Origin of the sequence: Streptomyces sp. A5-4, assembly GCF_051131715.1 — a bacterium.
Taxonomy (GTDB): Bacteria; Actinomycetota; Actinomycetes; order Streptomycetales; family Streptomycetaceae; genus Streptomyces.
On the sequence record NZ_CP178591.1, the window covers coordinates 4,143,997 to 4,168,378 of the forward strand.

Sequence of the window (24,382 nt, forward strand, 5' to 3'; positions counted from 1 at the left end):
GTCCTGGTGACTGGCCTGCCGGATCAGGGCCCCCTTTGCTGCCGAGCTGTGACATCCCCTAGGGGCACCCCGGGGGGTTGTCCCCAGGGTGCGGGGAGTGGGGGAGGCCGCGGTGCGGGCGTCAGCCGAAGGACGCCGTGGAGAAGGTGAGGAGCGGGGCTCCCCCGCCCTTCGCGGAGTGCAGGACGACCTGGTCCGACGCCTCGTCCCGGTGCGTCCGCAGCACGGTGTCCGGCCGCTTGTCGCCGTCGAAGTCGGCGTACCGCAGGACATCCGTCGTGATCTGCCCGTCGCCCGCCGGGAGGTCGGCCGCCCGGAGCGGCCGTACGGCCTTGTAGGTGTACGTGCCGCCCGCGCGGCCGGGGCCGGTCGGGCCGCCGAGCAGGAGCTTGCCCCGGCCGGCCGTGCCGGGCGCGTGTGCGCGGGTGGTGGAGACGAGGTCGTCGTAGCCGTCGCCGTTGACGTCGGCCTTCGGCTCGGGGGCGGCCAGGACGGGGCCCACGCCCGGACGGGCGGCGCCGGCGGCGCGTGGGGCGCCCGTCCGCGTGAAGGGGCCGCGCAGGTAACTGAGCCGGCCGCCGCCGGCGGTCACGGCCAGGTCCTGGCTGCCGTCGCCGTCGAAGTCTCCGCAGACGGGGTGGTCGGGCCATTCGTTGCCGTAGCGGGCGACTTCGGGGATGCGGAGCTTGACCGCTTTGCCGTTGAGGCCGGCCGGGCCGCCGAAGAGGATCTGGAGCGGTACGGGCGGCCTGCCCGTGCCGTTGAACGGCGGGTCGGTGGTGACCACCAGGTCCGCGAAGCCGTCCTTGTCCAGGTCGCAGGAGGTCTCGGCGTCGAAGGCGGCGGGCAGGGTGCCGGCGGTGGGGGCCGCGTTGCGGGCGGGGGTGAGGAGCTGCCGTACGGCGGGATCGAGGACGTCGGGGGACTTGGAGCCGTAGACGATGCCGATGCCCGCGTCGTCGCCGAGGCGGTCCCGGGCGGCCTTGACCAGGTCGTTCAGGACGAGGTCGCGGTGGCCGTCGCCGTTGAAGTCCTCGGGGACGCGGCTGCCGCGGCCTCGGGGGACCGGGTGCGCGGCGGCCTTGTTCGCGAGGGCCGCGGTGGAGGGATCGGCGTCACCGTTCTTGCCGCCGGCGGGGGCCGCTTCCGGGTCGGCGGGCCCGCAGCCCGCCAGGAGCAGTACCGCACAGCTCACCGCTGTCGCAGCGATCCCTATTCGCACGATCCACCCCGTCCGTAGCTTCCTGTGGCTGTCTGTGGCACGAGCCATCAGCTGTCACATGATGCTCGCGTTTAACCGTTGCGTTAAGGCAACGGACCGATCGCGATCGCAGGCCGATCAGGGAGAGTGGGTGCGGCGACGCCCTCCGGGGCCCGGCCGACCCGCCGAAAGCCTCCCGTACGTACGAGAAAGCGGCCGGACCTGCCCCCGAGGCAGATTCGGCCGCTCACCGCGGCGTGCGCGCCGGTTACTTCACCGGCTCCGGCTCCGGGGCGTCCGCCGGCTCCACCTCGCCCGCGGGCTCGGCCGGCGTCCGCACCGAGTCGAGGAGCAGCTGCGCCACATCCACGACCTGGAGCGATTCCTTCGCCTTGCCGTCGTTCTTCTTGCCGTTGACCGAGTCGGTCAGCATGACCAGGCAGAACGGGCAGGCCGTGGAGACGATGTCCGGGTTCAGCGAAAGCGCCTCGTCCACGCGCTCGTTGTTGATGCGCTTGCCGATGCGCTCCTCCATCCACATCCGCGCGCCACCGGCGCCGCAGCAGAAGCCGCGCTCCTTGTGCCGGTGCATTTCCTGCTGGCGCAGGCCCGGGACGGCGGACATGATCTCGCGCGGCGGGGTGTAGACCTTGTTGTGACGGCCCAGGTAGCAGGGGTCGTGGTACGTGATCAGGCCCTCGACCGGGGTCACCGGGACCAGCTTGCCCTCGTCGATGAGGTGCTGGAGCAACTGCGTGTGGTGGATGACCTCGAACTCGCCGCCCAGCTGCGGGTACTCGTTCGCGATCGTGTTGAAGCAGTGCGGGCAGGTCGCGACGATCTTCTTCGACGACTTGGGCTTCTTCGTCTCCGGCTCGTCGTCGTCCTCGCCGTACGCCATGTTCAGCATGGCGACGTTCTCCTGGCCCAGCTGCTGGAACAGCGGCTCGTTGCCGAGTCGGCGGGCCGAGTCGCCGGTGCACTTCTCGTCGCCGCCCATGATCGCGAACTTGACGCCCGCGATGTGCAGCAGCTCGGCGAAGGCCTTGGTGGTCTTCTTCGCCCGGTCCTCAAGGGCGCCGGCGCAGCCGACCCAGTAGAGGTACTCGACCTCGCCGAGGTCCTCCAGGTCCTTGCCGACGATCGGGACCTCGAAGTCGACCTCCTTGGTCCACTCCACCCGCGCCTTCTTGGCGAGCCCCCAGGGGTTGCCCTTCTTCTCCAGGTTCTTGAGCATCGTGCCGGCCTCGGACGGGAACGAGCTCTCGATCATCACCTGGTAGCGGCGCATGTCGACGATGTGGTCGATGTGCTCGATGTCGACCGGGCACTGCTCCACGCACGCGCCGCAGCTCGTGCAGGACCACAGGACGTCCGGGTCGATGACGCCGTTCTCTTCGAGCGTGCCGATCAGCGGGCGCTCGGCCTCGGCGAGGGCCGCGGCGGGTACGTTCGCCAGCTGCTCCTCGGTCGCCTTCTCGTTGCCCTCGGCGTCCTTGCCGCCACCGGCCAGCAGGTACGGGGCCTTGGCGTGCGCGTGGTCGCGCAGCGACATGATCAGGAGCTTCGGGGAGAGCGGCTTGCCGGTGTTCCAGGCGGGGCACTGCGACTGGCAGCGACCGCACTCGGTGCACGTGGAGAAGTCGAGGATGCCCTTCCAGGAGAACTGCTCGACCTGCGAGACACCGAAGATGTCGTCGTCGCCCGGGTCCTCGAAGTCGATCTCCTTGCCGCCCGAGGTCATCGGCCGCAGCGCGCCCAGCGCGACGTCGCCGCTCGCCTCGCGCTTGAACCAGATGTTCGGGAAGGCGAGGAAGCGGTGCCAGGCGACACCCATGTTGGTGTTGAGGGCGACCGTGATCATCCAGATCAGCGAGGTGCCGATCTTGATCATCGCGGTGAAGTAGATCAGCGTCTGGAGTGTGGAGACGCTCAGTCCCTTGAAGGCGAGCACCAGCGGGTACGACACGAAGTACGCGGCGTCGTAGCTCTCGACGTGGTGGATCGCGCCTTCCAGGCCGCGCAGGGCCAGGATCGCCAGGCCGATCGTCAGGATGATGTACTCGACGAAGTACGCCTGCCAGGCCTTGGAGCCCGCGAACCGCGACTTGCGGCCGGCCCGTGAGGGCAGGTTGAGCAGTCGGATCGCCATCAGGATGACGATGCCCACCACCGTCATCAGGCCGATGAACTCGATGTACATCTCGAACGGCAGGAAGCCGCCGATGATCGGCAGCACCCAGTCGGCCTGGAACAGCTGGCCGTACGCCTGCAGGAGGGTCGGCGGCAGCGTCAGGAAGCCGATGGCGACGAACCAGTGCGCGAAGCCGACGATCCCCCACCGGTTCATCCGGGAGTGGCCGAGGAACTCCTTGGCCAGGGTGATCGTGCGCTGCTTCGGGTTGTCGGTGCGGCTGCCCGCGGGTACCGGCTGGCCCAGCTTGACGAACCGGTAGATCTGCGCGACGGCTCGGCTGATGAGCGCGACGCCGACCACGGTCAGAATCAACGACACGATGATCGCGGCGAGTTGCATTTGGGGGCTCCTCGGGCCTGCGAGGGTGGGGATTCGGTGGGATTACTAAGCGGTAACTTATCCAGTTCGTGCTGAGCGTACCCACTTATTCCGCCGCACTGTAGCCGCGCACGCGGTGATCTGTGTCGCTGAGGGAACCCTCAGCGACACATGGCCAGTGCGGCCGGGACCGTACGGGCGAGGATCTTCAGATCGAGGCCGATCCAGTGGTGGTCGAGATAGTGCGCGTCGAGCACGCCCATCTCGTCCCACGGCAGGTCGGAGCGCCCGCCGACCTGCCACAGCCCGGTGAGGCCCGGCCGCATCAACTGCCGCCCCACGAGGGCGCCTTCGGGGTGGCCCGGCGGCAGCGCGCAGGGGCCGACCAGGGACATCTCGCCGCGCATCACCTGGAGGAGCCGTGGCAGTACGTCGATCCGGCTGCGCCGCAGCAGCCGGCCGACCGGGGTGCCCGGGGCCGTGCGCAGCGAGAGCATCTCGAAGGGGCGGCCCGCCAGGCCCGCGCGGGTCTTGCGGACCAGGACCGGGCCGGGGGAGGTCACGGCGGAGGCCGCGGCGGCGAGGAGCAGTACCGGGGCCGCGGCGAGCAGCAGGAGCGGGCCGGCCGTCAGGTCGAAGACCCGCTTGGCGGACGGGTGGGGCACGGGGAGCCGGTCGAGCGCGAGGTCGAGGATCCGCTTGGCGGGCGTCCGGCTCGCGAGGAGTCGGTCGGCCGTGAGGTCGAGGATCCGCTGGGCGGGCAGGTGAGGCATGCGGGGCGCGTTTGCCATGAGATGCACCTTTTCATGGCTTTTGGCGCGAGTCTCGGCCGCCCCGCCGGGGCCGCGTAAAGCCGCCGCGGGGCCTGCTTGCCCGTAAGAGCGGCATAAGACTTGAGTCGGCTCGACTCAGGTCTGTTGACGCACGCGGATCGGTGATGCATCCTTGAGCCTGTTCCACTCAAGTCAGCTGGAGGAAATGAAATGGCACGTGCGGTCGGCATCGACCTGGGCACTACGAACTCCGTCGTCAGCGTTCTGGAGGGCGGCGAGCCCACCGTCATCACCAACGCCGAAGGCGCCAGGACCACGCCGTCCGTCGTCGCTTTCGCGAAGAACGGTGAAGTGCTGGTAGGCGAGGTTGCGAAGCGCCAGGCAGTGACCAACGTTGACAGGACGATCCGGTCGGTCAAGCGCCACATGGGCACCGACTGGAGCATCGAGCTGGACGGGAAGAACTTCAACCCGCAGCAGATGAGCGCCTTCATCCTGCAGAAGCTCAAGCGCGACGCCGAGTCCTACCTGGGCGAGAAGGTGGCCGACGCGGTCATCACCGTCCCGGCGTACTTCAACGACTCCGAGCGCCAGGCGACGAAGGAGGCCGGCGAGATCGCGGGCCTGAACGTCCTTCGCATCGTGAACGAGCCCACGGCCGCGGCACTGGCCTACGGTCTCGACAAGGACGACCAGACCATCCTCGTCTTCGACCTCGGTGGCGGCACCTTCGACGTCTCGCTGCTGGAAATCGGCGACGGCGTCGTCGAGGTGAAGGCCACCAACGGTGACAACCACCTCGGTGGTGACGACTGGGACCAGCGCGTCATGGACTACCTGGTGAAGCAGTTCCACTCCGGTCACGGCGTGGACCTCTCCAAGGACAAGATGGCGCTCCAGCGCCTGCGCGAAGCGGCCGAGAAGGCCAAGATCGAGCTGTCCTCCTCCACGGAGACCTCGATCAACCTGCCGTACATCACGGCGTCCGCCGAGGGCCCGCTGCACCTGGACGAGAAGCTCACGCGCTCGCAGTTCCAACAGCTCACGTCCGACCTCCTGGAGCGCTGCAAGAGCCCGTTCCAGAACGTCATCAAGGACGCGGGCATCCAGCTCTCCGAGATCGACCACGTCGTTCTCGTCGGTGGCTCGACCCGGATGCCCGCCGTGGCCGAGCTCGTCAAGGAGCTCACCGGCGGCCAGGACGCCAACAAGGGTGTGAACCCGGACGAGGTCGTCGCCATCGGCGCCTCGCTGCAGGCCGGTGTCCTCAAGGGCGAGGTCAAGGACGTTCTGCTCCTCGACGTCACGCCGCTGTCGCTTGGTATTGAGACCAAGGGCGGCATCATGACGAAGCTCATCGAGCGCAACACGACGATCCCGACCAAGCGCTCCGAGATCTTCACGACGGCCGAGGACAACCAGCCGTCCGTGCAGATCCAGGTCTACCAGGGCGAGCGCGAGATCGCGGCGTACAACAAGAAGCTCGGAATGTTCGAGCTCACCGGTCTGCCGCCGGCCCCGCGTGGTGTCCCGCAGATCGAGGTCGCCTTCGACATCGACGCCAACGGCATCATGCACGTCGGAGCCAAGGACCTCGGCACCGGCAAGGAGCAGAAGATGACCGTCACCGGTGGCTCCTCGCTGCCGAAGGACGAGGTCAACCGGATGCGCGAAGAGGCCGAGCAGTACGCGGACGAGGACCACAAGCGCCGCGAGGCCGCCGAGACGCGCAACCAGGCCGAGCAGCTCGTCTACCAGACGGAGAAGTTCCTCAAGGACAACGAGGACAAGGTTCCGGGTGACGTGAAGACCGAGGTCGAGACCTCGATCACCGAGCTGAAGGAAAAGCTCAAGGAGTCCGGCGACGGCGACAACACCGCCGAGATCCGCACGGCGACGGAGAAGGTCGCGGCCGTCTCCCAGAAGCTGGGCCAGGCCATGTACGCCAACGCCGAGGGCGCTCAGGCCGCGGGCGGCGAGGCCGGTGGCGACGCCGCCGGCGAGCAGGCCAAGGCCGATGACGACGTGGTCGACGCCGAGATCGTCGACGACGAGAAGGACACCAAGTTCACCAAGGGCACGGAGGGCGGCACGGCATGACGGAGGAGACTCCGGGCTTCGACGAGAAGCCCGACGTCCCCTCCGGCGCCACCCCCGAGGACGCCACGCCGAAGGCCGCCGAGCCGGATTCCGAGAAGGAGTCCGGCCCGGCGGCCCCGGCCGGGGACGTACAGCAGGACGTAGCTCTGACCGCGCAGCTCGATCAGGTACGCATGGCGCTCACCGAGCGCACCGCGGACCTGCAGCGGCTGCAGGCGGAGTACCAGAACTACCGCCGCCGCGTGGAGCGGGACCGGGTCACGGTCAAGGAGATCGCCGTCGCGAGCCTCCTGACCGAGCTCCTCCCGACCCTCGACGACGTCGGCCGGGCCAGGGAGCACGGCGAGCTGCTCGGCGGCTTCAAGTCGGTGGCCGAATCGCTGGAGACGGCCGTCGCCAAGATGGGCCTGCAGCAGTTCGGTAAGGAGGGCGAGCCCTTCGACCCGACCATCCACGAAGCGCTGATGCACTCGTACGCGCCGGATGTCACCGAGACGACGTGCGTCGCGATCCTGCAGCCCGGGTACCGGATCGGCGAGCGGACGATCCGTCCCGCGCGGGTCGCGGTGGCCGAGCCCCAGCCGGGCGCGGGCAAGTCGGACGAGGCGGATTCGTCGGCACAGGCATCGGACGAGGAGAGCGGTGGCCCGGACGAGGGCTGACGTCATCAGCGGCAACAGCGCGAGCAGTAGGAAAAGCAGGAAGGAGGGACGTCGGGGATGAGCACGAAGGACTTCGTCGAGAAGGACTACTACAAGGTTCTCGGCGTCCCCAAGGACGCCACCGAGGCCGAGATCAAGAAGGCGTACCGGAAGCTCGCCCGCGAGTTCCACCCGGACGCCAACAAGGGCGACGCCAAGGCCGAGGACCGCTTCAAGGAGATCTCCGAGGCGAACGACATCCTCGGCGACACCAAGCGGCGCAAGGAGTACGACGAGGCGCGCGCCCTCTTCGGCAACGGTGGTCTGCGCACCGGACCCGGAGCGGGCGGCGGCTCGTTCAACTTCGACCTGGGCGACCTCTTCGGAGGCGGCGCACAGGGCGGCACACAGGCCGGCGCCGGTGGCTTCGGCGGTGGACTCGGGGACGTGTTCGGCGGGCTGTTCAACCGGGGCGGACCCGGCACGCGTGTCCAGCCGCGCCGGGGTCAGGACATCGAGTCCGAGGTGACGCTCAGCTTCACCGAGGCGGTGGACGGGGCCACGGTCCCGCTGCGCATGTCCAGCCAGGCGCCCTGCAAGGCGTGTTCCGGCACCGGCGACAAGAACGGCACGCCCCGCGTGTGCCCGACCTGCGTCGGTACGGGACAGGTGTCGCGCGGCGGCGGTGGCGGATTCTCGCTCACCGACCCGTGCGTGGACTGCCGGGGCCGTGGGCTCATCGCCCAGGACCCCTGCGACGTCTGCAAGGGTAGCGGGCGCGCCAAGTCGTCGCGGACCATGCAGGTCCGTATCCCGGCGGGTGTGTCTGACGGCCAGCGGATCCGGCTGCGCGGCAAGGGCACGGCGGGCGAGCGGGGCGGCCACGCGGGCGACCTGTACGTCGTTGTGCACGTGGGCAGCCACCCCGTGTTCGGCCGCAAGGACGACAACCTCACCATCACCGTGCCCGTCACCTACGTGGAGGCGGCGCTCGGCGGCGAGGTGAAGGTGCCGACCCTCGGCGGGCCCCCGGTCACACTGAAGCTGCCCGCGGGCACGCCCAACGGGCGCACCATGCGCGCCCGGGGCAAGGGCGCGATGCGCAAGGACGGCACCCGCGGCGACCTTCTGGTCACCGTGGAGGTCGCGGTGCCCAAGGACCTTGACGACAAGGCCCGGGAGGCGCTGGAGTCCTACCGTGAGGCGACCGCGGGGGAGGACCCGCGGGCGGAGCTGTTCCAGGCCGCGAAGGGAGCATGAGATGGATCCGCGCCGACGACGTAATCCGTACCAGCTGACCGACCAGACACCGGTGTACGTCATCTCGGTCGCGGCCCAGCTCTCCGGCCTGCACCCGCAGACCCTCAGGCAGTACGACCGCCTCGGCCTGGTCTCGCCCGACCGCACGCCGGGGCGGGGCAGGCGCTACTCGGCCCACGACATCGAACTGCTCAGAACCGTGCAGCAGTTGTCGCAGGACGAGGGCATCAACCTGGCCGGCATCAAGCGCATCATCGAGCTGGAGAACCAGGTGACCGCGCTCCAGCAGCGCGTCGCCGAGCTCTCGGCCGCGGTGGAGGGCGCCGCGTCGGCCATGCAGCAGCGCGAGGCGCAGGTGCACGCGTCGTACCGGCGCGACCTGGTCCCGTACCAGGACGTGCAGCAGGCGAGCGCGTTGGTGGTGTGGCGGCCCAAGCGGTCGTCCGAGTAGTTCCCGGGTCCGGCAAGTGCGTGGAAGGCCCTCTCCGTGACGGAGGGGGCCTTTCGCGTGCCGCCGGGCGCGCGACACGGTCGAGCACGGTCGGCGCGGAGTCAGGGAGCGTTCAAGCCAATGTTCGGGGTGCCGGCTCCGGCGACCGCCCCGGTGGTGCTCACTCCGGCGGGGTGCGCAGGTGGTGATCCTGGTTCAGGATGCCCGACCGGGCGATGAGGTAACCGAGTTGGGCGCGGCTGCCACTGCCGAGTGCGGCGTTCAGCTTGGCGATGTGGGTGCGGCAGGTGCGCACGTTCATCCCGAGGCGCCGGGCGATGGAGTCGTCGACGTGGCCCTCGACGAGGAGCTGGGCGATGGAGCGCTGGACGCCGCTGATGCCTTTGGGCGTCGGATCGTACTGGAGCTCGTCGAGGAGTGGCGCGGCGCGGCTCCAGAGCTGTTCGAAGACCTTGACGAGGTACTCGATCAGTCCGGGGTGGCGGAGCTCCAGGGCGACCTGGCGGTCGTTGCGGGCGGGGATGAAGGCGACCGTCCGGTCGAAGATGATCAGGCGCTCGATGAGCTCTTCGAGGGTCCGGATCTCGACCTTGCCCGCGGCCAGCCGCTCCGCGTAGGCGAGCGTGCCCTGGCTGTGCCGGACGGTGTGCTGGTAGAGAGTGCGCATGCCGACTCCGCGATCGACCACGGAGAGGGCGCGTTCGAGGCCTTCGCTGAGACGGTCCTCGCTTCGGCCGCCTCCGGGCTGGACGGTGAGGACCTCGGTGCGGCATTCGGCGGTGGCGAGATCGAGCGCCGCATTGATCCGGTTGACCCCTTCCAGCACCGTGATGGCGTGGGTGGTCGGTGGGTCCTGCGCGCTGATGTCCATGAAAGGCTCGAAAGAGTCGGCCAGTTCGACGGAGCGCCGCCTGCGCTCCTGGATTTCGCGTTCTATGGGGTGGAGTCGCTGGGCGAGTGCGGCGGACGGTGGAACTGGGCGGAGCCAGTCGGAGTCGTCGGGGTCGGGGTGCAGAAGTGCGAAGTCCATCAGGCAGGGCGCCGGTTCCACCTCGGCGCGGGCTATGCGTCCGGAGCGCAGCGCACTGGCGTAAAGACGTCCCCCTGCGTCGCATAGTTCTGTGATCCCGTGAGGATGTGTCTGTTTTGTATCACTTCTGGCCATATCTCCACCCCCCAGGTTCCTGAACGTGCAGGAACATGATGCATCGTGCCGGTGGTGTTCGCGTGCCCAGGTGAGACATCGTCTTAGAGGCGGGGGAGATGAATCCACAAGTGAGGACGAAGCCGACCATGTATAAGCGAATGCTTCGCTCGGTGCTTGCCACCGCTTTCGTCGCGGCCTTGGCCTACGGCACGCTCGGTGCCGGCGACATCAGCTGGAGTTCTCAGGCGGCGCCGCCCGGTGACATCAGCTGGGGCGTCGAGGCAGCGTCCGCGCCTGGTGACATCAGCTGGAATGTCGAGGGTACGCCCGGTGACATCAGCTGGGGCGTCGCGCCGGCAAACGCAGGCGCATGACCGTGCCTCCGGACGACCGCACCTTCAGACGCGAGATGGCCACGGCCTACCGGTCGGGATGGCACTTCATCGATCTGGCCACGGCGATTCCCTACCGTGGCGACTCGTTGATGGTCACTCTGTTCGGCGAACCGATCGTGGTCGTACGCGAAGAGGACGATGAGGACGTCCGCGCCTACCGGTGCCTTCGCCGGCCCCGAGGAGCTCCGCAACCTGTTCGCTGTGCCGTGCGCTACGGCATGGTTTTCGTCAATCTCGACCAGCGTGACCACCAGCTGATCGAACCAGAAGCCAGCACCGCCACCCCCCGCAGTGCCTGACGCGATTCCCCCTTCTTTACCCAATCGCCCAGGCACTTCCCCCACACAGCGGCGTCATCGTGAACCTGAACACGATGGCGCCGCTGTGCTGTGCCCGGACAGGGGCGGCGGCCCCGCGCCCGGGCCCCGCGCTCAGGCCGGGTCGGGTGCGCGGCCCATCGCCCGGTTCAGCGTGATCTCGATCAGGACGCGGTCCGGGTTGGGCGCCGGGGTGCGCCCGTAGCGCTCGGAGTAGCGGCGTACCGCGTCGGCGATCAGCTCCGGCTCCGTACGGACCGTCGCGCGCCCCTCCAGCGTCGCCCAGTGGCGGCCCTTCGCCTGGCAGACGGCGACCGGCGCGCCCGCCGCCCCCGCGGCCCGCACGTTCGCCACCTTCGTGCTGTGCCTGTTGGCGATGACGCGGGCGAGCCCGGCCTCCGGGTCGTAGGTCACCCCGACCGGCACGACGTGCGGCGAGCCGTCGGGGCGGGGGGTCGTCAAGGTGCAGAGGTGGTACTCGCGCCAGAAGGCGAGGTACTCGGGGCTGGGATTGCGGACGTCTTCGGCCATACCGGAAGCCTAGTGCGGGGGATGCGTGCCTTCCCAGGCTTGAGTGGAATAGACTCAACTTTGTGCACGTTCGGTGTGTCATGCAGGGGGCGTCGCAGGGGGACTGAACGCCACCCCGCGAAGGAGGAGAGAGCGCACGTGGATGCGGAGCTGACGAACAAGAGCCGGGACGCGATCAACGCGGCGAGCAATCGCGCCGTGCAGGGCGGACACGCGGATCTGACCCCCGCGCATCTGCTGCTGGCGCTGCTCGAAGGTGAGGACAACGCCAACATCATCGACCTGCTGGCGGCCGTCGAGGCGGACCAGGCGGTCGTACGGTCCGGGGCGGAGCGGATCATCGCCGCGCTGCCCAGCGTGACGGGATCCACCGTCGCGCCGCCGCAGCCCAACCGCGAGCTGCTGGCCGTCATCGCCGACGCCTCGCAGCGCGCGAAGGAGCTGGGCGACGACTACCTCTCCACCGAGCACCTGCTCATCGGCATCGCCGCCAAGGGCGGCCGGGCCGGGGACGTACTGTCCCAGGAGGGGGCCGGGGCGAAGCGGCTCCTGGAGACGTTCGAGAAGATCAGGGGAGGGCGCCGGGTGACCACACCCGACCCGGAGGGTCAGTACAAGGCCCTGGAGAAGTTCGGCACCGACTTCACGGCCGCCGCGCGCGAGGGCAAGCTCGACCCGGTCATCGGCCGGGACCAGGAGATCAGGCGCGTCGTGCAGGTGCTGTCGCGCCGCACCAAGAACAACCCGGTGCTCATCGGCGAGCCCGGCGTCGGCAAGACGGCCGTCGTCGAGGGCCTCGCCCAGCGCATCGTCAAGGGCGACGTACCGGAGTCCCTCAAGAACAAGCGGCTGGTGTCGCTGGACCTCAGCGCGATGGTCGCGGGCGCCAAGTACCGCGGCGAGTTCGAGGAGCGGCTCAAGACCGTCCTGTCCGAGATCAAGGAGAGCGACGGGCAGGTCATCACGTTCATCGACGAGCTGCACACCGTCGTGGGCGCGGGCGCCGGCGGCGACTCCGCCATGGACGCGGGCAACATGCTCAAGCCGATGCTGGCCCGCGGCGAGCTGCGCATGGTCGGTGCGACGACCCTCGACGAGTACCGCGAGCGGATCGAGAAGGACCCCGCCCTGGAGCGCCGCTTCCAGCAGGTGCTGGTCGCCGAGCCCAGCGTCGAGGACACCATCGCGATCCTGCGCGGCCTCAAGGGGCGTTACGAGGCGCACCACAAGGTGCAGATCGCGGACGCCGCGCTGGTCGCCGCCGCCACGCTCTCCGACCGGTACATCACCTCGCGCTTCCTGCCCGACAAGGCCATCGACCTCGTCGACGAGGCCGCGTCCCGGTTGCGCATGGAGATCGACTCCTCGCCCGTCGAGATCGACGAACTCCAGCGCTCCGTCGACCGGTTGCGCATGGAGGAGCTCGCCCTCAAGAACGAGTCCGACGCGGCGAGCAAGCACCGCCTGGAGAAGCTGCGGCGCGACCTCGCCGACCGCGAGGAGGAGCTGCGCGGCCTCAACGCCCGCTGGGAGAAGGAGAAGCAGGGCCTCAACCGGGTCGGTGAGCTGAAGGAGCGGCTCGACGAGCTGCGCGGCCAGGCCGAACGCGCCCAGCGCGACGGCGACTTCGACACCGCGTCCAAGCTGCTCTACGGCGAGATCCCGGGCCTGGAGCGCGAGCTGGAGGAGGCTGCCGCCGCCGAGGCGGAGGTCCGTACCGACACCATGGTCAAGGAGGAGGTCGGCTCCGACGACATCGCCGATGTGGTCGGGTCCTGGACCGGCATCCCCGCCGGGCGCCTCCTGGAGGGCGAGACGCAGAAGCTGCTGCGGATGGAGGACGAGCTGGGCAGGCGGCTCGTCGGCCAGAGCGAGGCGGTCCGCGCGGTGTCCGACGCGGTACGCCGCACCCGCGCCGGGATCGCCGACCCCGACCGGCCGACCGGCTCGTTCCTCTTCCTCGGCCCGACCGGCGTCGGCAAGACCGAACTGGCCAAGGCGCTCGCCGACTTCCTCTTCGACGACGAGCGGGCCATGGTCCGTATCGACATGAGCGAGTACGGCGAGAAGCACAGCGTGGCGCGGCTGGTGGGAGCGCCTCCCGGCTATGTCGGCTACGAGGAGGGCGGCCAGCTCACGGAGGCCGTCCGCCGCCGCCCGTACAGCGTCGTGCTCCTCGACGAGGTGGAGAAGGCGCACCCCGAGGTCTTCGACATCCTGCTCCAGGTCCTCGACGACGGCCGCCTCACCGACGGCCAGGGACGGACGGTGGACTTCCGCAACGCCATCCTGGTCCTGACGTCGAACCTCGGCAGTCAGTATCTGGTCGACCCGCTGAGCAGCGAAGAGGTCAAGAAGCAGCAGGTCATGGATCTGGTGCGGGCCTCCTTCAAGCCGGAGTTCCTCAACCGGCTCGACGACCTGGTGGTCTTCTCGGCGCTGTCGAAGGACGAGCTGGCGCACATCGCCGAGCTCCAGATCGGCCGTCTCGCCAAGCGCCTGGCCGAGCGGCGCCTCACCCTCGACGTCTCGCCCGCGGCGCTGGCCTGGCTGGCGGAGGAGGGCATGGACCCGGCGTACGGCGCCAGGCCGCTGCGCCGCCTCATCCAGACGGCGATCGGCGACCAGCTGGCGCGGGAGATCCTGGCGGGAGAGGTCAGGGACGGCGACACGGTCCGGGTCGACCGGGTCGGCGACGGCCTGATCGTCGGCGCCGCCCAGTAGGAGCCGGAGTCCGGCCCCCGACCGGATCGTGTCCGCCCGCAGCGGATCGCGCCGGGCGGGGGTTGCCAGCCCCCGCCCGGCATGGGAGAGGATGGTCGGAACCGTACGAAGGGAAATTCACGGTGAGCATCGACCCCTCCTCGATTCCTAATTTCGGGGGCCAGCCCGACCCGCAGGCCGAAGGAACGACAGGGGGCCCCGTCGTTCCGGACCAGGAGCTGGTCAAGCAGCTTCTCGACCAGATGGAACTGAAGTACGTCCTGGACGACGAGGGTGACCTCGCCGCTCCGTGGGAGGAATTCCGCACGTACTTCATGTTCCGTGGCGAGGACGACCAGCAGGTCTTCTCGGTGCGGACCTTCTACGACAGGCCGCACCAGATCGAAGAGAAGATCCAGCTCCTTGAGCTGATCGACGACTGGAACCGCCGCACCCTGTGGCCGAAGGTCTACAGCCACACCCACGACGACGGCACCGTCCGCCTCATCGGCGAGGCGCAGATGCTGATCGGCACCGGCGTCAGCCTGGAGCACTTCGTGTCCTCGACGGTCAGCTGGGTGCGGGCCTCGATCGAGTTCGACAAGTGGCTCGTCGAGCAGCTCGGCCTGGAGAAGGACGTCGACTCGGCCGAGGACGAAGGCACGGGCGAGGACCAGGCCTGATCGGTAGGCCCGACAGGTAGGCCTGATTCGTCACACGGGCACCGGGGCCATCGTCACCAGATAGGTCCCGTAGCAGAGCGAGAGCCCGGCGAGGGCGGCGATCACCACGATCGCGGCCCTCGGCCGGGCTTTTGTCAGTGCGTGGGCCAGTGGCAGCAGCAGCGGGAACGCGGGCAGCAGGAAGCGCGCCTTGGACTCGAAGTAGCCGGAGCCGCCGACCGTGATCAGCAGCAGCACCCCGGTGTAGACGAGCAGCGGCAGCGGCGGGCGGTCCAGCACGAGCAGTGCGAAGAGCACGAGTGACGCGGCGACGATCATCAAGACCATCGGGAACGGCAGGTTCTCCGGCTTTCGCAGCAGTTCGTGTACGAAGCGCAGGGAGCCCAGCCCGAAGTCGAAGCGCGAGGTCCAGCCGGCCTGCACGGCGAAGTAGCCGCCCAGCGGATCGCCCTTGCGCGCGCCCACCCACAGCACGAACCCGGCCCAGCCGAGCGGTGCGAGCGCGGCGCCCGCCCAGATGCGCCACGGCATCCGGCCGCGCCGCTTCCACAGCTCGTACGCGCCGGCCGCGCACACCGCCGCGGCGACCGCGATCCCGTTGGGCCTGGCCAGTCCGGCGAGCGTGGCCAGGGTGCCCGCCCAGAGCCACCGGCCGCTGAGCACGGCGTACAGCGACCAGGCCGCGAAGGCGGTGAGCACCGGCTCGGTGTACGCCATGGTCAGGACGACCGAGTGCGGCAGCAGGCCCCACAGGAGGACCAGGAGTGCGGCGGTGGGGCGGCCGTACAGCCGCTCGCCGATGAGGTGGATCGCCCAGGCGGCGGCGGCGGCCCCGGCCCAGGAGACCAGCAGCCCGGCCGCGCCGCCGGAGACGGGCAGGACGGTGGTGACGGCCCGTACGAGCCCGGGGTAGAGCGGGAAGAACGCCAGGTCGCTCTGGATCGTGCCGTCGGCGTAGGTGAGCGTGGTCTGCCCGTAGCCGTGGGCCGCGATGCCGTTGTACCACCGGGAGTCCCAGGAGTGGCCGAGGAGCGTGAGGGGGTTCTTGCCCAGGTGCCAGGCCCACAGCGCCACTGCCAGCAGCCCGGTCAGCCGGGCGGCGGCGAACAGACCGAGCGCGGGCGCCGCACGGCGCAGGGCGCCGCGTACGGCCGGTGCGCAGCTGCGGGGGGCGGGCCGGGCGGTGGGTCTCGGTGCGGTGTCGACGGACACGGTGTGCTGAACCTCCGGGCGCGCGCGGGGGCGGACACCCCGACGATGAGCGCCGCCGCCGGAGCACGCGACCGGGACGCGCCGAGTGGGTGCAAGATTCCCGCCGGGGCACCCACTCGGCCGCCGGGGCGCGGGGCGGGATCGGCGCCCGGACACCCGCACCCCTGCCGGTTCACCCCGAGAGGGTCTTCAGCCGGGTCACCGCGTCCTGGAGGACGTCCACCCGCTTGCAGAACGCGAAGCGCACGAAGGGCGCGCCCTGGTCCCGGTGGTCGTAGAAGACCGCGTTGGGAATCGCGACCACCCCGCACCGCTCCGGCAGCGCCCGGCAGAAGGCGAATCCGTCGTCCTCGCCGAGCGGCCGGATGTCGGTGGTGACGAAGTACGTACCGGCGGGCCGGTACACCTCGAAGCCCGCCTCCGCGAGACCGTCACTGAGCAGATCGCGCTTCGCCCGCAGATCGTCCCGCAGCCCGGTGAAGTACGCGTCGGGCAGCCGCAGCGCCTCCGCGACGGCGTACTGGAAGGGCCCGGCGGACACGTACGTCAGGAACTGCTTCGCCGAGCGCACCGTCGCGACCAGCTCCGGCGACGCGGTGATCCAGCCGACCTTCCATCCCGTGAAGGAGAACGTCTTGCCGGCCGAACCGATGGTGACCGTGCGCTCGCGCATCCCGGGGAAGGACGCGAGTGGGATGTGCTCGCCGTCGAAGACCAGGTGCTCGTACACCTCGTCGCACACGACGAGCAGATCGCGTTCGACGGCCAGCGCGGCCACGGCGGCGAGTTCCTCGCGGGTCAGGACGGTCCCGGTCGGATTGTGCGGGGTGTTGAGGAGGATCAGCCGGGTGCGCGGGGTGACCGCGGCGCGGAGCTCGTCCAGGTCGAGGTGGTACGTGCCGTCGTGCGGGCGCAGGGTGACGGGGACACGGGCGCCGCCCGCCATGGCGATGCAGGCCGCGTACGAGTCGTAGTACGGCTCCAGGGCGATGACCTCGTCGCCGGGCTCCACCAGGGCCAGCAGCGAGGCCGCGATGGCCTCGGTGGCGCCCGCGGTGACGAGGACCTCGGTGTCGGGGTCGTACGCCAGGCCGTACCGGCGCTGCTGGTGGTCCGCGACGGCGGCGCGCAGCTCGGGGACGCCGGGGCCCGGCGGGTACTGGTTGCCGCGGCCGTCGCGCAGGGCGCGCACCGCGGCCTCCCTGATCTCCTCGGGGCCGTCGGTGTCGGGGAAGCCCTGACCGAGGTTGATGGATCCGGTGCTCACGGCCAGCGCCGACATCTCGGCGAAGATCGTCGTGGCGAACTCCGCCAGCCGGCGGTTGAGCAGTGGGCGCTGTCGATGTGCTGTCGGCCTCGTCATGACGGCCATCCTGTGCCGAACCTCTGGAGTTGCTCAAGTCTGCTTTGGGCCCGGACGGGCGGGGGAATCCCCCTGTCACGTTGGAAGCGAGTGCCTGATCGCCTCGCTCACGGGGACGAAAGAACGGGGTGAACCATGGGACTGATCTTTTGTGCCGTCATCGCGATCGTGATCGCGTCGATCGGCCTGATGCGGACATTCGGCGGCAACAGGAACAGCAACGGCCGCCGCCGTCACGGTGGCGGCGGGGGATCGGACGGCGGCTGGTGGAGCGGTGGCGGCGACGGCGGCAGCAGCTCGTCCTGCGGCGGCGGCAGCAGCAGCTGTGGTGGCAGCAGTTCGTCCTGCGGTGGCGGCAGCAGCAGCAGCTGTGGTGGCAGCAGTTCGTCCTGCGGTGGCGGCGGAGGCAGCTGACACCGGACAGTTGTTCCACGCATCACCTGGTGGCGCCCGGCGGGAGAAATCCTGTCGGGCGCCTCCTGGTTGAACAGTTGAACTGTGTGGCCCCCGGGGGGATGGAAACCTAGTCAAGTTGGGTAAAAACGCGGTGGACACCGCGCACTTCATGATTCCCTCGCCGTTGAGCACCACAGCCCTCGGACCTCATGTGGACCCGAGCAGGCGGTCCCCCGAACACTCCCTCACCTCTCCTCCTGGGTGACCCCGGTCCACCCTTCCAAACGCCTGTTTGCGGAGCCACACATGCTCACCACACTGAAGACTGCCTACACCGACACCCAAGCCGCCGACCTGGCCTGGGCGCTGGGGCGCGAGCCGCTGCCCGCCCTGGCCGTGCTCGATCTCGAACTGGGCGGTTCATCGCTCCAGTTGAGGCTGCTGGGCGCGTCCCATCAAGTGATCCTCGAAGAGGAGGGCGGCACCTGTTCGGAAACGGTCGCCTGCATGCCCGGCAGCAGTACGCCGCTGCCGCTGGGTGTCGCCAAGCGGCTCGGCGAGTGGGAGTACGAGTTCGCGGCGCGCGTCGAGACGCTCTCGCGGGGCCAGTTCGCCGGCCGCGCGCAGGAGTTGCTCGCGCTCGTCGCCGACCATCCCAACGGCCTGGCCGGCACTTTCCCCGGCAGCCCGCACGCGTTCACCGCGCTGCTGGCGCAGTGGCACGAGGGCCAGGTGCGGTGGCGCACCTGGCACGCCTATCCACAGGAGGGACGTTTGGTCGTGACCCGGTCCAGAGTTGGCGTACGTATGCCTGCGGCGGTGTAGTTGCACCCTTGTGGGTGACGGGCGGTGCGTCCATTGTGACGTAGCGTTCCCATTGTGATCGGTCCGCCTGTACGCGTCGTCCCTGGTGGCCCCCCGCCGCCGGAGCCGGGGGGCGCGCCGGGACACGTCGTGCCGCCTGCCGCTCCGGCCCCGCCCGCCGCCCTCCCCGTGGGTCCCCGGGCGGGTCGCTTCCTGGTGCTCGCCGTGGTCTTCGTCTGCGCCGCGTGCGGACTGGTGTACGAGCTCGAACTGGTCGCCCTCGCCTCGTACTTGATCGGCGACTCGGTCACTCAGGCGTCCGTCGTGCTCTCCGTGATGGTCTTCGCGATGGGCATCGGCTCGCTCCTCGCCAAACGGCTGCGGTGCCGGGCGGCGGTCGGCTTCGGTCTGGTCGAGGCGGCGCTGGCGCTGGTCGGCGGCACGTCCGCGCTGGTGCTGTACGCGACGTTCGCCTGGGTGGGCGGGGCGCGGTATGTGCTGGTCGCGTTCTCGCTGGGGATCGGCGTGCTCATCGGCGCCGAGATCCCGCTGCTGATGACCCTCATCCAGCGCGTGGCGCGGCGCGGCGAGAGCCGGGACACGAGCGGTGACGTCGCCGACCTCTTCGCCGCGGACTACGTGGGCGCGCTGGTCGGCGGCCTCGCTTTCCCGTTCCTGCTGCTGCCGCTGTTCGGGCAGCTCACCGGCGCGCTGCTCACGGGCGCGGTGAACACGGTGGCCGGCGGGGCGCTCGTCCTGTGGCTCTTCCGGGACGACCTGACGCCCCGCAACCGCTGGCTGCTCGTCGCCGTGAACCTGGGGGTGCTCGTGCTGCTCGCCACGGCCACCGCCCTCGTCGGCGACTTCGAGCGCGCGGCGCGCCGTGCGGTGTACGGGGACGGGGTGCGGGTCGCCGTACAGACGGGGGTGCAGGAGGTCGTGCTGACGGGCGGTGAGCACGGGCCGCTCGATATCTTCCTCGACGGGCGGCTGCGGGTCAGCGCCCGTGACGAGTTCCGGTACCACGAGGCGCTGGTCCACCCCGCGATGCGCGGTCCGCACGCGCGGGTGTTGATCCTGGGCGGCGGGGACGGGCTCGCGGCCCGCGAGGTGCTGCGTTACCGAGACGTCGATTCGGTGACCGTGGTCGAGCTCGACCCGGAGGTCGTCCGGCTGGCCCGCACCGACCCGGCGCTGGCCGCGCTGAACGGGGGCGTCCACCGCGACCCGAGGCTGCGGGTCGCCACCGCGGACGCGTTCCAGTGGCTGCGCGAGGAGGGCCCGTCCGGCCGTCGCCCGTACGACGTGGTGATCTCGGACCTGCCCGATCCGGGCATCACACCGAGCACCAAGCTGTACTCCCAGGAGTTCTACGGGCTCGCCTCCCGGGTGCTGGCGGACAACGGGCGGCTGGTGGTGCACCCGGGGCCGCTCGCGACGCGGCCCCGGGTGTTCTGGACGGTCGACGCGACGATGCGCTCCGCGGGGCTGCGGACCAGGCCGTACCGGGCGGCCGGCCGCCTCACGGGGTTCACCGCGGGGCCCGATCGTGTCTCCGGCTCGGGGGCGGCCCCGCGCGACTGGGGCTTCGTCCTGGCCGGGCACCGCACCGCTCCGGGGCTCGGCCTCGCGGGGGACGTGCCCCAGCTGCGGTCGCTGTCGCCGTGGGTGCTGGTGGAGGCGGCACGCTCGGCGCAGGGGGAGCGGGTGCGGGGTGCGGTGCCGCCTTCGACGCTGGTGCATCCGCGCTACTGAGCGCCTGCGGTGCGCCCGGAGCGTGCCCTGCCGTGCTGAGCACCCGCGGAGTGTCCGTGGCTCGGCCACCCGTGGGACAAATGGGTCCGTCCCGAGGCGTCCGTCGCGACTGATCGGCCTGTTCCGTGCGGAGTCGAGTACATAACGGGCGGGCGTGAGTAGGCTCGGTTCCCATGGAGCATGAGGTGTTCGTTCCGGTTCCGGCAGAGACCCTCCGACAGACGCTGGGGGACCCTGCCCGCGTCGCGCGCTGCGTGCCCGGCCTCCAGCAGGACGCCGACGAGGCATCGGGCCCGCTTTCGGGGCGGCTGAAGATCCGCATCGGCGGTCACACGATCACCTATCGCGGAACGGTGCGCGTCGCCGAGCAGCCCGACGGCAGCTTCGCCGTCGAGGGTGAGGGCGTTGAGGCGCGCGGCACGGGCGCGGTGAAGCTGGCCCTGACGCTGCGGCTGACGCCCGACGCGGTCGGCGGCGTCGGCGCGGACGGGGTGGCCGCCGGTGGTACGGGGCTGACGTTCACGGGCACCGCGAGCGGTGAGGGCCGCATCGCGGAGCTCGACGCGGCGGCGACGCTGGCGTCCGCCCACCGGCTGCTCGACCGCTTCGCGGCGCGGCTGGCGGCCGATCCCGGGGAGGCCGGCCCCGAGCCGGTGAACCCCTCCGGGACGGCCGGCGCGGCTGGAATCTCCGGGCCGGCCGCTGCTGCGGGTCCCGGCGACGCGGCCGGTGCGGCCGGTGGCACGGATCCGGCGGAGCGGGCGGACCCGGTCGGGGACGACGACGTGCCCGCCTCCGACGTCGACGCGCCCGTCCCCGGCGACGACCGCCCGGCGGGCTTCGAGACGGGGGTGGAGCCGCCGTCGCTCGACGCGGTGTCCGACCTGCCCGGCGTGCCGGCTCCGGACGGGCCTCCCGCGGCCGAGGCCGCGCACGCCCGGCGGACGATGATCGGCCGCAGCGCGGAGGAGGTCGACCACGCGCCGCCGCGCGGGCGTTACGCGCCGGTGCCCGCCCCGCAGTCCTCGTCGGCCACGGCCACCCTGCGCTGGGTCGCCCCGGCCGCCGCGCTCGCGCTGGCCTCGGCGGTCGTGGTCGGGCGCGCGCTGCGCCGCAGGCAGTAGCGCCTGCCCGGCGGATCATTGGCTGTCCGGCGGATCATGGCCGGGTCCGCTCATGGCCGGGTTCCGCTCACGGTCGGGTCCGCTCACGGTCGAATCCGCGGTGATCTCCGTGGCGTCGCGGGGGCCTTCGGCCGTCCGGCAGCCGCCAGGCCGCCCCGCAGCCCCTTTCGCCGCAAGCGCCGGACGGCTCCGGGGCTCCGTGGTTACCGGTCCCGTGGTCACCGGTCCCGTGGTTAAGGGCTCCGCGGGTACGGGCCCCGCGGTTTACCGGCCCTGCGGTTTACCGGCCCTGCGGTTTACGGGGCCCTGCGGTTAGGGTCGGATCGTGAGTACCCAAGAGACGCGACTGACCGCGGGCGACACCGAACTGACCATCGCTCAGGGCAACGGCTGCCGCATCGCCGGCCTTCGCATCGGCGGCACCGAGCTGCTGCGGCAGGGCGAGCACTACGGCTGTTTCCCGATGGTGCCGTGGTGCGGCCGGACGGCGTACGGGAAGTTCCGCGACGGGCCGACGCTGCACCAGCTGCCGATCGACTCGCCGCCCCACGCGATCCACGGCACGGGCCGGAACACCGTCTGGCGTACCGCCCGCGCCGACAAGAGCGAGGCCGCGTTCACCTACGACCTCGCCGAGCCGTGGCCGTACCCCGGCCGGGTCACCCAGACCTTCGAGCTGACCGAGGACTCACTCACCCTGGCCATGGGGATCGAGACGTACGGCGACTCCTTCCCGGCGCAGGCCGGCTGGCACCCCTGGTTCCGGCGCAACCTCGGCGGAGAGGGCAGCGAGGACGTGCGGCTCGACTTCGCGGCCGGGTGGCAGGAGGAGCGTGGCGACGACCATCTCCCGACCGGGCGCCGCATCGAGCCGGGGCCCGGCCCCTGGGACGACTGCTTCGGGATGCCGGACGGCGTGGACGTCACGCTGACCTGGCCCGGGGCGCTGGAGCTGAAGATCGCGAGCCGCGCCGAGTGGGTCGTGATCTATGACGAGCAGGCCGAGGCGGTCTGCGTCGAGCCACAGTCGGGCCCGCCCAACGGCCTCAACACCGCCCCGCAGCTCGTCACCCCCATCGAGCCGCTGGAGATCGCGACCACCTGGAGCTGGCGTCGGCTGTGAGCGGCGACCACCTGGAGTTGGCGGCGGCTCTAAGCTGAAGCCCATGACTGACGTACGTGCTGAGCTGCTCCAGCAGATCAAGGACAAGGCCGTGGTGCACGGCAGGGTGACCCTCTCCTCGGGGATCGAGGCCGACTACTACATCGACCTGCGCCGGATCACGCTGGACGGCGTAGCCGCGCCGCTGGTCGGCCAGGTGATGCTGGATCTGGCGGCCGACCTCGACTTCGACTGTGTCGGCGGTCTGACGCTGGGCGCCGACCCGGTCGCGACCTCGATGCTGCACGCCAGCGCCGCGCGCGGGGCGCGCCTCGACGCCTTCGTCGTACGGAAGGCGCAGAAGGCGCACGGCATGCAGCGCCGTATCGAGGGCGCGGACGTCAAGGGCCGTCGCTGCCTGGTCGTCGAGGACACCTCGACCACCGGCGGCTCGCCCCTGACCGCCGTCGAGGCGGTCCGTGAGGCGGGCGGCGAGGTCGTCGCCGTGGCGACGATCGTCGACCGCGGCGCCTCGGGCGCCATCGCGGACGCGGGTCTGCCGTACTTCACGGCATACCAGCTGACCGATCTCAACCTGGCCTGAGCTGCGGTTTCCGGATGGGGTCGGCTGTTTCACGTGAAACAGCCGACCCCATCCGCATGCCTGCGGGGCACGCGGGGTGGAGGACGGGCGAGAGTCTGGAAAGATGGGGGCGACGATGACGTCGCCCCCAGGTCAGGGACCAGTACGCACACCCGCACATCATTAGGAGCGGACAGATGCCCATCGCAACCCCCGAGGTCTACAACGAGATGCTCGACCGGGCGAAGGCAGGCAAGTTCGCCTACCCGGCCATCAACGTGACCTCGACCCAGACCTTGCACGCGGCGCTGCGCGGATTCGCGGACGCCGAGAGCGACGGCATCATCCAGATCTCCACCGGCGGCGCTGAGTTCCTGGGCGGCCAGTACTCCAAGGACATGGTGACCGGCGCCGTCGCGCTGGCCGAGTTCGCGCACATCGTCGCCGCGAAGTACCCGGTCACGATCGCGCTGCACACGGACCACTGCCCCAAGGACAAGCTGGACACCTACGTCCGCCCGCTCATCGAGGTCTCCGCCGAGCGCGTGGCCAAGGGCCTCAACCCGCTCTTCCAGTCCCACATGTGGGACGGCTCCGCCGAGACCCTCGCGGACAACCTGGCCATCGGCCAGGAGCTGCTCGCGAAGGCCGCCGCCGCGAAGATCATCCTGGAGGTCGAGATCACCCCGACCGGCGGTGAGGAGGACGGCGTCACGCACGAGATCAACGACGAGCTCTACACCACCGTCGACGACGCGCTGCGTACCGCCGAGGCGCTCGGTCTGGGCGAGAAGGGCCGCTACCTCCTGGCCGCGTCCTTCGGCAACGTGCACGGCGTCTACAAGCCGGGCAACGTCGTTCTCCGTCCCGAGCTGCTGAAGGACCTCCAGGCGGGCGTCAGCGCGAAGCACGGCCAGAGCGCCGGCAGCCAGCCCTTCGACTTCGTCTTCCACGGCGGCTCGGGCTCCTCCGCCGAGGAGATCGCCACCGCGCTGGAGAACGGCGTCGTGAAGATGAACCTCGACACCGACACCCAGTACGCCTTCACCCGCCCGGTCGCGGACCACATGTTCCGCAACTACGACGGTGTCCTGAAGGTCGACGGCGAGGTCGGCTCGAAGAAGACGTACGACCCGCGTACGTGGGGCAAGCTCGGCGAGGCGTCGATGGCCAAGCGCGTCACCGAGGCCTGCGCGAACCTGCGCTCCACGGGCACCAAGCTGAAGTAGCGGTAACTGTTCGCACCCGGGCCCGCCCCTTTTTCCCAGGGGCGGGCCCGAGTGTGTTTCCGCCCTGCGCGGGGCGCCCCCGTCGAGGATGATCCTG

General features: G+C 70.4%; 22 protein-coding genes. 15 read left to right on the plus strand and 7 right to left on the minus strand.

Annotation, left to right across the window (positions count from 1 at the left end):
• Positions 1 to 121: 121 nt before the first annotated feature.
• From ACLLJJ_RS19100 to ACLLJJ_RS19110, 3 genes are all read right to left on the minus strand, one after another.
• The gene (locus ACLLJJ_RS19100) at positions 122 to 1,270 is read right to left on the minus strand and encodes an FG-GAP repeat domain-containing protein (RefSeq protein ID WP_434592937.1); all 1,149 of its coding nucleotides are present in this window, start codon (positions 1,268 to 1,270) and stop codon (positions 122 to 124) included.
• 199 nt (positions 1,271 to 1,469) lie between these two features.
• Positions 1,470 to 3,737: a heterodisulfide reductase-related iron-sulfur binding cluster gene (locus tag ACLLJJ_RS19105; RefSeq protein ID WP_434592939.1), complete on the minus strand. Its 2,268-nt coding sequence runs from the start codon at positions 3,735 to 3,737 to the stop codon at positions 1,470 to 1,472.
• A 140-nt stretch (positions 3,738 to 3,877) separates the two neighbouring features.
• Entirely contained in the window at positions 3,878 to 4,507 is a 630-nt protein-coding gene (locus ACLLJJ_RS19110) for a sugar transferase (protein ID WP_434592941.1), read from the minus strand.
• Between the two features lie 192 nt (positions 4,508 to 4,699).
• Here ACLLJJ_RS19110 and dnaK point away from each other — a divergent pair, with 192 nt between their 5' ends.
• Genes dnaK through ACLLJJ_RS19130 form a run of 4 tightly spaced genes read left to right on the plus strand, consistent with a single transcriptional unit; the run spans position 4,700 to position 8,941 of the window.
• The gene (gene dnaK, locus ACLLJJ_RS19115; protein WP_434592942.1) at positions 4,700 to 6,589 is read left to right on the plus strand and encodes a molecular chaperone DnaK; all 1,890 of its coding nucleotides are present in this window, start codon (positions 4,700 to 4,702) and stop codon (positions 6,587 to 6,589) included.
• Positions 6,586 to 7,251, plus strand: coding sequence for a nucleotide exchange factor GrpE (gene grpE / locus ACLLJJ_RS19120; protein ID WP_434592945.1), 666 nt, complete (start codon positions 6,586 to 6,588; stop codon positions 7,249 to 7,251). The genes dnaK and grpE overlap by 4 nt, the downstream gene beginning before the upstream one ends.
• Before the next feature lie 57 nt (positions 7,252 to 7,308).
• Complete coding sequence (gene dnaJ / locus ACLLJJ_RS19125) at positions 7,309 to 8,490, plus strand: molecular chaperone DnaJ (protein ID WP_434592946.1); 1,182 nt, start codon at positions 7,309 to 7,311, stop codon at positions 8,488 to 8,490.
• A 1-nt stretch (position 8,491) separates the two neighbouring features.
• Positions 8,492 to 8,941: a heat shock protein transcriptional repressor HspR gene (locus ACLLJJ_RS19130; RefSeq protein ID WP_434592948.1), complete on the plus strand. Its 450-nt coding sequence runs from the start codon at positions 8,492 to 8,494 to the stop codon at positions 8,939 to 8,941.
• 160 nt (positions 8,942 to 9,101) lie between these two features.
• Here ACLLJJ_RS19130 and ACLLJJ_RS19135 read toward each other — a convergent pair whose 3' ends face one another.
• Positions 9,102 to 10,106: a helix-turn-helix transcriptional regulator gene (locus ACLLJJ_RS19135; protein WP_434592950.1), complete on the minus strand. Its 1,005-nt coding sequence runs from the start codon at positions 10,104 to 10,106 to the stop codon at positions 9,102 to 9,104.
• A 152-nt stretch (positions 10,107 to 10,258) separates the two neighbouring features.
• Between ACLLJJ_RS19135 and ACLLJJ_RS19140 the strand changes: the two genes are divergently transcribed.
• On the plus strand, positions 10,259 to 10,462 hold the full coding sequence (locus ACLLJJ_RS19140; RefSeq protein ID WP_434592953.1) for a hypothetical protein: 204 nt from the start codon (positions 10,259 to 10,261) through the stop codon (positions 10,460 to 10,462).
• A complete protein-coding gene (locus ACLLJJ_RS19145; RefSeq protein WP_283522583.1) occupies positions 10,459 to 10,782 on the plus strand; it encodes a (2Fe-2S)-binding protein in 324 nt (107 codons plus the stop codon). The genes ACLLJJ_RS19140 and ACLLJJ_RS19145 overlap by 4 nt, the downstream gene beginning before the upstream one ends.
• Before the next feature lie 132 nt (positions 10,783 to 10,914).
• On the opposite strand, the gene ACLLJJ_RS19150 is transcribed toward ACLLJJ_RS19145, so the two are convergent.
• Positions 10,915 to 11,331: a pyridoxamine 5'-phosphate oxidase family protein gene (locus ACLLJJ_RS19150; protein WP_434592957.1), complete on the minus strand. Its 417-nt coding sequence runs from the start codon at positions 11,329 to 11,331 to the stop codon at positions 10,915 to 10,917.
• Positions 11,332 to 11,469: 138 nt separating this feature from the next.
• On the opposite strand from ACLLJJ_RS19150, the gene clpB reads away from it, so the two are divergent.
• Positions 11,470 to 14,055 carry an ATP-dependent chaperone ClpB gene (clpB, locus tag ACLLJJ_RS19155; RefSeq protein WP_434592960.1) on the plus strand — a complete coding sequence of 862 codons (2,586 nt, stop codon included), beginning with the start codon at positions 11,470 to 11,472 and terminating at the stop codon, positions 14,053 to 14,055.
• A 122-nt stretch (positions 14,056 to 14,177) separates the two neighbouring features.
• Positions 14,178 to 14,717, plus strand: coding sequence for a YbjN domain-containing protein (locus tag ACLLJJ_RS19160; protein WP_434592963.1), 540 nt, complete (start codon positions 14,178 to 14,180; stop codon positions 14,715 to 14,717).
• A 30-nt stretch (positions 14,718 to 14,747) separates the two neighbouring features.
• Here ACLLJJ_RS19160 and ACLLJJ_RS19165 read toward each other — a convergent pair whose 3' ends face one another.
• Together ACLLJJ_RS19165 and ACLLJJ_RS19170 are read right to left on the minus strand one after the other, a co-directional pair.
• Entirely contained in the window at positions 14,748 to 15,929 is a 1,182-nt protein-coding gene (locus tag ACLLJJ_RS19165; protein ID WP_434592967.1) for a hypothetical protein, read from the minus strand.
• A gap of 172 nt (positions 15,930 to 16,101) precedes the next feature.
• On the minus strand, positions 16,102 to 17,301 hold the full coding sequence (locus ACLLJJ_RS19170; RefSeq protein ID WP_434592969.1) for a pyridoxal phosphate-dependent aminotransferase: 1,200 nt from the start codon (positions 17,299 to 17,301) through the stop codon (positions 16,102 to 16,104).
• Positions 17,302 to 17,427: 126 nt separating this feature from the next.
• Between ACLLJJ_RS19170 and ACLLJJ_RS19175 the strand changes: the two genes are divergently transcribed.
• From ACLLJJ_RS19175 to fbaA, 7 genes are all read left to right on the plus strand, one after another.
• A complete protein-coding gene (locus ACLLJJ_RS19175) occupies positions 17,428 to 17,706 on the plus strand; it encodes a hypothetical protein (RefSeq protein ID WP_434592972.1) in 279 nt (92 codons plus the stop codon).
• A 288-nt stretch (positions 17,707 to 17,994) separates the two neighbouring features.
• Entirely contained in the window at positions 17,995 to 18,513 is a 519-nt protein-coding gene (locus ACLLJJ_RS19180; RefSeq protein WP_434592975.1) for a DUF2617 family protein, read from the plus strand.
• A 129-nt stretch (positions 18,514 to 18,642) separates the two neighbouring features.
• A complete protein-coding gene (locus ACLLJJ_RS19185; RefSeq protein WP_434592978.1) occupies positions 18,643 to 20,247 on the plus strand; it encodes a polyamine aminopropyltransferase in 1,605 nt (534 codons plus the stop codon).
• 173 nt (positions 20,248 to 20,420) lie between these two features.
• Positions 20,421 to 21,371, plus strand: coding sequence for an SRPBCC domain-containing protein (locus ACLLJJ_RS19190; protein WP_434592981.1), 951 nt, complete (start codon positions 20,421 to 20,423; stop codon positions 21,369 to 21,371).
• Positions 21,372 to 21,696: 325 nt separating this feature from the next.
• A complete protein-coding gene (locus ACLLJJ_RS19195) occupies positions 21,697 to 22,494 on the plus strand; it encodes an aldose 1-epimerase (RefSeq protein ID WP_434592984.1) in 798 nt (265 codons plus the stop codon).
• A 43-nt stretch (positions 22,495 to 22,537) separates the two neighbouring features.
• Positions 22,538 to 23,077, plus strand: coding sequence for an orotate phosphoribosyltransferase (pyrE, locus tag ACLLJJ_RS19200; RefSeq protein WP_434592987.1), 540 nt, complete (start codon positions 22,538 to 22,540; stop codon positions 23,075 to 23,077).
• 176 nt (positions 23,078 to 23,253) lie between these two features.
• Entirely contained in the window at positions 23,254 to 24,285 is a 1,032-nt protein-coding gene (gene fbaA, locus ACLLJJ_RS19205; protein ID WP_434592989.1) for a class II fructose-bisphosphate aldolase, read from the plus strand.
• Positions 24,286 to 24,382 lie beyond the last annotated feature (97 nt).